The sequence below is a fragment of the Kitasatospora sp. NPDC059646 genome (assembly GCF_042734615.1).
In the GTDB taxonomy this organism is placed as follows: Bacteria; Actinomycetota; Actinomycetes; order Streptomycetales; family Streptomycetaceae; genus Kitasatospora.
In genome coordinates, this window is the sequence record NZ_JBHWDS010000008.1 from 20385 (window position 1) to 27062 (window position 6678).

Sequence of the window (6678 nt, forward strand, 5' to 3'; positions counted from 1 at the left end):
CGGGCGTCAGGAGGCGGGCGGGAAGGCGAGGTCCGTGGTGGTGCCGTCCGGCCAGGTGATGGCGAGGCCGTGGTCGGCGAGGGCGACGGCGAGGGCGGTGAGCGGGGGGAGCGGGTCCGGGCTCGCGGTGAGGCGGGCGGCGGTGGCCAGGACGGCCGTGCGGCCGGCGAGGGCGCCGTGCAGGTGGGCGACGGCGGCGGTGGGGCCGAACGCGGTGCCGTCGGGGGCGGGGGAGACGGCGGCGGTGGACCAGCCGTGCAGGGCGCGGAGTTCGGTGTGCAGGCGGTCGTCGCCGGTGATCCGGGCGTGCGTGCCGGCGACGGCGGTGGCGGGCGCGGCGCCGGTGACGGCCCAGCCGCCCTCGCGGACGGCGGTGCCGGGCGCCGCGCCGTCCACCCGGTGCACCCGGACCTCGTCGGCGCCGTGGACGACGGTCAGCGAGGTGACGGTGACGCCCGGCAGTTCGGCGCCGGCGTGCCGGGGGCGGTGCGAGGACGCGGCCCAGGCGGCGGCGCCGGCCCGGCCCGCGCCGAGCGGGGTGACGGGTCCGCGCTCGGTGGGCTCGCCGCCGACCAGCAGGGCGAAGTGGTTGTCGCCGGCGGCGGCGTTCGGGCCGGTGCGGGTGGAGTGGGCGAGGCGGGAGTACAGCGGGTCGTCGGCGACCGGCGCGTCCGCGGGCTGGTCGTCGCTGCCGTGGTTGTGCAGGCGGACCAGGCCGTCCGCGGCGGTGGACTGGACCAGCCAGCCGGGGGCGGGCAGCGGGGTGACGGCGTCCGCGGCCTCGGCGGGGGAGGGCGTCTCGGGGTCGGTCCACACCGGGTGCTCGGGCGGCAGCAGCAGGCCGAGGAAGCCGCCGGACGCCCAGTACGGGGAGGCGGGGCCGGAGTACGGCTGGACGATCGGCGGGTACGGGCCGTGCCAGCCGAGGGTGAGCAGGCCGCGCTCGTCGACGGCGCCGCGGTCGAGGAAGTAGCGCAGCGCGCCGGAGGCCAGCCGGCGGGTGGTGCCGGGGGCGAGCGGTGTGGTGCCGAGCAGCGCGCCGGCCCACAGCGGGGCGGCGGCGGCGAACCGGTAGCTGAGCGATCGGCCCTGGTGGACGGGTGCGCCGGTGGCGTCGAACAGCCGGGAGCAGTCGGCCAGGTAGGCGTGCAGGCGCGCGCCGTAGCGGGCGGTGAGCGCCGGGTCGGCGGCCAGGTGGGCGTGCAGCGCGGGGTACAGGTGCAGCGCCCAGCCGTTGTAGTGGTCGATGGCGCGCGGGCGGCCGTCGGTGTACCAGCCGTCGCCCAGGTACCAGCGGTCGATGCGTTCCAGGCCGCGGTCGATCGCGGCGTTCGCGGCGTCGGTGTCGATGCCGACCTCGGCGAGGAAGCCGCCGACGGTGAGCGGGAACAGCCACCAGTTGTTGTCGACCGGCCGGCGGTGCAGGGCCTGGGCGAGCCAGGCGCCGGCGCGTTCCTGGACGGCGGGGTCGAGGCGGTCCCAGAGCCAGCGGCGGGTCAGCCGCAGGCCGATGGCGACGGAGGCGGCCTCCACCATGGGCTGGCCGCGGTCGGTGACGGCGCCCCAGGAGGTGAGGTCGCCGTCGGCGAGGTCGCGTTCGGCGGTGGGGGTGCGGGTGCCGGCGGCGAGGCCCGCGGCGTAGCGCTCCAGCAGCCCGGTGGGGTCGTCGCCGTCCGCGCCGGCCACCCGGATCGCGGCGAGCAGGAAGGTGCGGGCGTAGCCCTCCAGGCCGTCCGAGCGGTGGCCGGACCAGCTGGGCCGGGCGCCGGGCAGGTTGATCAGGGCGTCGGCCGGCCCGGCGTAGGGGCGGACGGCCGCCAGCAGCCGGTCGGCGGCGGCCTCCCAGTGGGCCCTGGTCCAGCCGGTGTGCGGGCTGAGCGCGCGGTCTTCCGGCGGGAGGGGGAGCAGGTGCGGCATGGCGGCCTCGGTTCCTGTGGGCGCGGGGTGGGCGCGGGGATACCCGGCCGACCCTAGGAAGAGGTGATCGCCCCGTCAAGGATCGCTGATCGAATGATCGCCTTGATCCGATTGTGACCTCCGGGAGAACGCCGAAAACACAAGGTGAACGCCGTCTGTCCGGGCAAATGTGACTGATCATTGCGGATCATTTGATCCCGATCTCTTGACGACTGATCGGAGGCCGTCCCAAGATAGCGGTCAACCCGGCCCGACCTGCTCAAATCGGGCGATCGGGTACCTACCCGGCGTTTCAAGGACCCCCACAGGAGCCGTGCCATGTCCTCTCCCGCTCTCCACCGCCGCAGAGCCCTCCGTCTCGCCGCCGCCGCCACCGCCACCGTCCTGGGCGTGACCCTGCTCGCCGCCTGCGGCAGCGACGGCGACACGTCGGCCTCGGGCGCCGACGCGGGCAGTGACGGCAAGCCGGTCTCGATCACCTTCTGGGGCTGGGCCAAGGGCACCAAGGACGTGGTGCAGGCGTTCAACGCCTCCCACCCGAACATCCAGGTCACCTTCGAGGAGATCCCGTCCGGCGTCGCCGGCGGCTACGCCAAGATCTCCAACGCGGTGAAGGCCGGCAACGCCCCCGACGTGTTCAACGTCGAGTACCCGCAGCTGCCGGACTTCGTCAGCCAGGGCGCGGTGCAGGACATCAGCAAGCTGGTCTCCGCCGACCTCAAGGGCAAGTACCTGCCGCAGTCGATGGAGCTGACCACGCTGGGCGGCGCCACCTGGGCGCTGCCGCTGGACGCCTCCCCGCAGGCGCTGTACTACCGCAAGGACCTGTTCGAGAAGGCCGGCGTGGCCGTCCCGAAGACCTGGGACGAGTTCAAGGCCGCCGCGGCCAAGCTGAAGGCCGCCGACGCCAACACCCGCATCGCCACGTTCTTCCCGGACGACCCGAACACCCTGGAGGCGATGGCCTGGCAGGCCGGCGCCAAGTGGTTCGGCACCAGCGGCGACAGCTGGAAGGTCGACCTGGCCGGCGCCGAGACCAAGAAGGTCGCCGACTACTGGCAGAGCCTGATCGCCGACGACCTGGTCCGGGTCCAGCCCTCGTTCAGCCAGCAGTGGACCGCCTCGCTGCAGAAGGGCGAGACCGCCGCGTACCTCGGCGCCGCGTGGGGCGGCGGCGTGCTGAAGTCCTCCCTCGGCACCGACCCGGCCGCCAACGGCAAGTGGGCCGTCGCCCCGATGCCGAGCTGGGACGGCCAGCCCGCCTCCGGCATGCTCGGCGGCACCACCTTCGCCGTCTCCAAGGACAGCAAGAAGGCCAAGGCCGCGGTCGAGTTCGCCACCTGGGCGACCACCACCCCCGAGGGCATCCAGGCCCGGATCGCCTCCGGCAGCTCCTCCGCCTACCCGGCCGACCCGGAGCTGGTGCCGGTCGCCAAGGCCGCGTTCAAGACCGACTTCTACGGCGGCCAGGACGTCTACGCGATCTACCAGGACGCCGCCAGGTCCATCAAGCCGAACTGGTCCTGGGGCCCGACCATGGGCGCCACCAACAGCGCGATGAAGGACGCCTTCGGCAAGATCGGCCAGGGCGGCACCGTGCCGGCCGCCGTCGACGCCGCCCAGCAGGCCACCCTCGCCGAGCTGAAGAACCGCGGTCTGAAGGTGGCCGGCTGATGTCCGGCAGCAGCACCGTCCCGGGCGGCGCCCCCGCCGCCCGGGGCACCCGGAAGCGCCGGGCCCCGCTCGGCGCCCCGGCCGTCCTGCTCGCCCCGTTCCTGGCGCTGTTCACCGCCTGCACGCTGATCCCGATCGGCTACGCCGTCTACCTCAGCCTGTTCAGCGAGCGCCGCTCCGGCCTCGGCTTCGGCGGCACCACCACCCAGGTGTTCACCGGCCTCGGCAACTACACCAGGGCGCTCGGCGACGCCGCGTTCCGCGACGGCTTCTGGAACACCGCCCAGTACTGCCTGCTGTACATCCCGCTGATGCTCGGCCTGTCGCTGGCCGTCGCCCTGCTGCTGGACTCCGCGCTGGCCCGCGCCAAGCGGTTCTTCCAGCTCGCGCTGTTCCTGCCGCACGCCGTCCCCGGCATCATCGCCGCCCTGGTGTGGACGTACCTGTACACCCCCGGCATCAGCCCCGTGGTCGACGCGCTCGACTCGGCCGGCACCCAGCTCGACGTGTTCGGGCACCCGCTCCCCGCGATCGTCAACATCGCGGTCTGGGAGTGGACCGGCTACAACATGGTGATCTTCTACGCCGCGCTGCAGGCCATCCCGCGCGAGGTGCTGGAAGCCGCCGTGGTCGACGGCGCCGGGCCGCTGCGGACCGCGTTCAGCGTGAAGATCCCGCTGATCCGCGCCTCCGTGGTGATGGTCGGCCTGTTCACCGTCATCGGCTCGCTCCAGCTGTTCACCGAACCGGTGATCCTGCACGACGTCGCCCCCGGCGTGGGCTCCACCTGGACCCCCAACATGTACGCCTACTCCGCCGCGTTCGACCGCAACGACTACGGCCTGGCCGCCGCGTCCTCGGTGCTCCTCGCCCTGGTCGCCGCCGCGCTGTCCTTCGTGGTCACCCGCCTCACCCGCGGCCGCGACGAGAAGCGCGCCGAGAAGCGCACCGAGAAGCGGACGGAGACCGCCCGATGAGCAGCACCCTCACCCCCGTGCGCCCCGCCGTCGAGGCCGCCGCCGGGAAGCCGCGCCGCCGCCCGTGGACGATGTCCAGGACCGCCGTCAACGGCGCGCTGGTCCTCGCCACGCTGTACACGCTGCTGCCGCTCGGCTGGCTGCTCACCGCCTCCGCGAAGAACACCGCCGACCTGATCGGCGGCCGCTCGCTGGGCGCGGGCAACTTCCACCTCGGCCAGAACCTGCACGAGCTGGCCACCGCCGGCGACGGCATCTACTTCCGCTGGTACCTCAACTCCCTGCTGTACGCCGGGATCGGGGCCCTGCTGTGCGCGCTGATCTGCGTCTGCGCCGGCTACGCGTTCCACGTCTACGGCTTCCCCGGCAAGGAGAAGCTGTTCGGCGTGGTGCTGCTCGGCGTGCTGGTCCCGACCACCGCGCTGGCCCTGCCGATGTACCTGCTGGCCTCCCAGCTGCACATCGTCAACACCTACTGGGCGGTGCTGCTGCCCTCGCTGGTCAACCCGTTCGGGGTGTACCTGGCCCGGGTGTTCTGCGCCGGCTACGTGCCCGGCGAGACCCTGGAGGCCGCCCGAATGGACGGCGCGGGCGAGCTGCGGACCTTCTGGTCGATCGGCCTGAAGATGGTCATGCCCGGCTTCGTCACCGTCTTCCTGTTCCAGTTCACCGCGATCTGGAACAACTTCTTCCTGCCGCTGGTCATGCTCTCCGACAACCGGCTCTTCCCGGTCAGCCTCGGCCTGTACTCCTGGAACGCCCAGACCCACGCCTTCCCCGAGTACTACCCGCTGGTGGTCACCGGCTCGCTGCTCGCCATCCTGCCGCTGGTCATCGCCTTCGTGCTGCTCCAGCGCCACTGGAAGGCCGGACTGACCGCCGGCAGCGTCAAGTAACCCCTCCATTTCCACTGCGCCTTCTGGGGAGCCCCGTCATGCCCAACTCCGCGTCCGCCGAGGCACCGCCCTCCGACGCCACTGTCCGGACCCGCCCGCGCGCCCTGCTCGCCATGCACCGCGACCTCGCCGCCCGGCTGATCTCTCCCGACACCATGGCCCGGCTGGTCGAACTCGCCGACATCGACCCGGAGTTGATCGTCGACGACTTCTCCTCCCCGGAGGGCGCGGCCGCCCTCGGGTCCGCCGAGGTGATCATCAGCAGCTGGGGCTGCCCGCCGCTCACGGAGTCCGTCCTGGCCGCCGCCCCCCGGCTGCGCGCCGTGCTGCACGCGGCCGGCTCGGTCAAGCACCACGTCACCGACGCCTGCTGGGAGCGCGGCCTCGGCATCACCTCCGCCGCCTGGGCGAACGCCCTGCCGGTCGCCGAATTCACCGTCGCCGCCGTGCTGTTCAGCAACAAGCCGGTGCTCCGGCTGGCCGCGGACTACCGCGCCCGGCGGGCGCCGCACGACTGGCAGGCCGCGTACGCCGCCACCGGCAACTACCGGCGCACCGTCGGCATCGTCGGCGCCTCCCGGATCGGCCGCCGCGTGCTGGAGCTGCTCGCGCCCTACGAGTTCGAACTCCTGCTGCACGACCCGTACGTGACGGCGGAACAGGCGGCCGGGCTCGGCGCCGAGCTGGTTCCGATGGACGAACTGTGCGCCCGCTCCGACGTGTTGAGCGTGCACGCTCCCGAACTCCCGGAGACCAGGCACCTGGTGGACGCCCGCCGGCTCGCCCTGATGCCGAACGGCGCGACCCTGATCAACACCTCCCGCGGCTCCCTGATCGACCAGGACGCCCTCACCGCCGAACTCGTCTCCGGCCGCATCGACGCCGTCCTCGACGTCACCGTCCCCGAGACCCTGCCCGCCGACTCCCCCCTCTACGACCTGCCCAACGTGCTCCTCACCCCCCACGTCGCCGGCTCCCTCGGCGGCGAACTCCACCGGATGGCCGCCGCCGCCGCGGACGAACTCGCCCGCTACACCCGGGGCCTGCCGTTCGCCCACCCGGTCACCCGCGAGGAGATCGCCCGCACGGCGTGACCGTCCCACCGCAGGCGCCCGCCCGGGGTACCACCCGGGGGGGGCGGGGGGGGGGCGCGGGACCCCGGGGGGGGCGGGGCGCGGTGCGGGGGGGTTGAAGGACCGGGCCGGGGCCGCGGC

The 6678-nt window shown here is 73.6% G+C and carries 5 protein-coding genes; 4 read left to right on the forward strand and 1 reads right to left on the reverse strand.

The features are described from left to right. Positions 1-6: 6 nt before the first annotated feature. Positions 7-1917, reverse strand: a complete 1911-nt coding sequence (locus ACFV1L_RS07475; RefSeq protein ID WP_380363774.1) for a DUF2264 domain-containing protein — start codon at positions 1915-1917, stop codon at positions 7-9. Between the two features lie 318 nt (positions 1918-2235). On the opposite strand from ACFV1L_RS07475, the gene ACFV1L_RS07480 reads away from it, so the two are divergent. From ACFV1L_RS07480 to ACFV1L_RS07495, 4 genes are all read left to right on the forward strand, one after another. After that, positions 2236-3591, forward strand: coding sequence for an ABC transporter substrate-binding protein (locus tag ACFV1L_RS07480; RefSeq protein WP_380363776.1), 1356 nt, complete (start codon positions 2236-2238; stop codon positions 3589-3591). Then, positions 3591-4568, forward strand: coding sequence for a carbohydrate ABC transporter permease (locus ACFV1L_RS07485; RefSeq protein ID WP_380363777.1), 978 nt, complete (start codon positions 3591-3593; stop codon positions 4566-4568). Before ACFV1L_RS07480 ends, ACFV1L_RS07485 begins: the two co-directional genes overlap by 1 nt. After that, complete coding sequence (locus tag ACFV1L_RS07490) at positions 4565-5464, forward strand: carbohydrate ABC transporter permease (protein ID WP_380363779.1); 900 nt, start codon at positions 4565-4567, stop codon at positions 5462-5464. The genes ACFV1L_RS07485 and ACFV1L_RS07490 overlap by 4 nt, the downstream gene beginning before the upstream one ends. Before the next feature lie 113 nt (positions 5465-5577). After that, entirely contained in the window at positions 5578-6558 is a 981-nt protein-coding gene (locus ACFV1L_RS07495; protein WP_380364008.1) for a hydroxyacid dehydrogenase, read from the forward strand. Positions 6559-6678 lie beyond the last annotated feature (120 nt).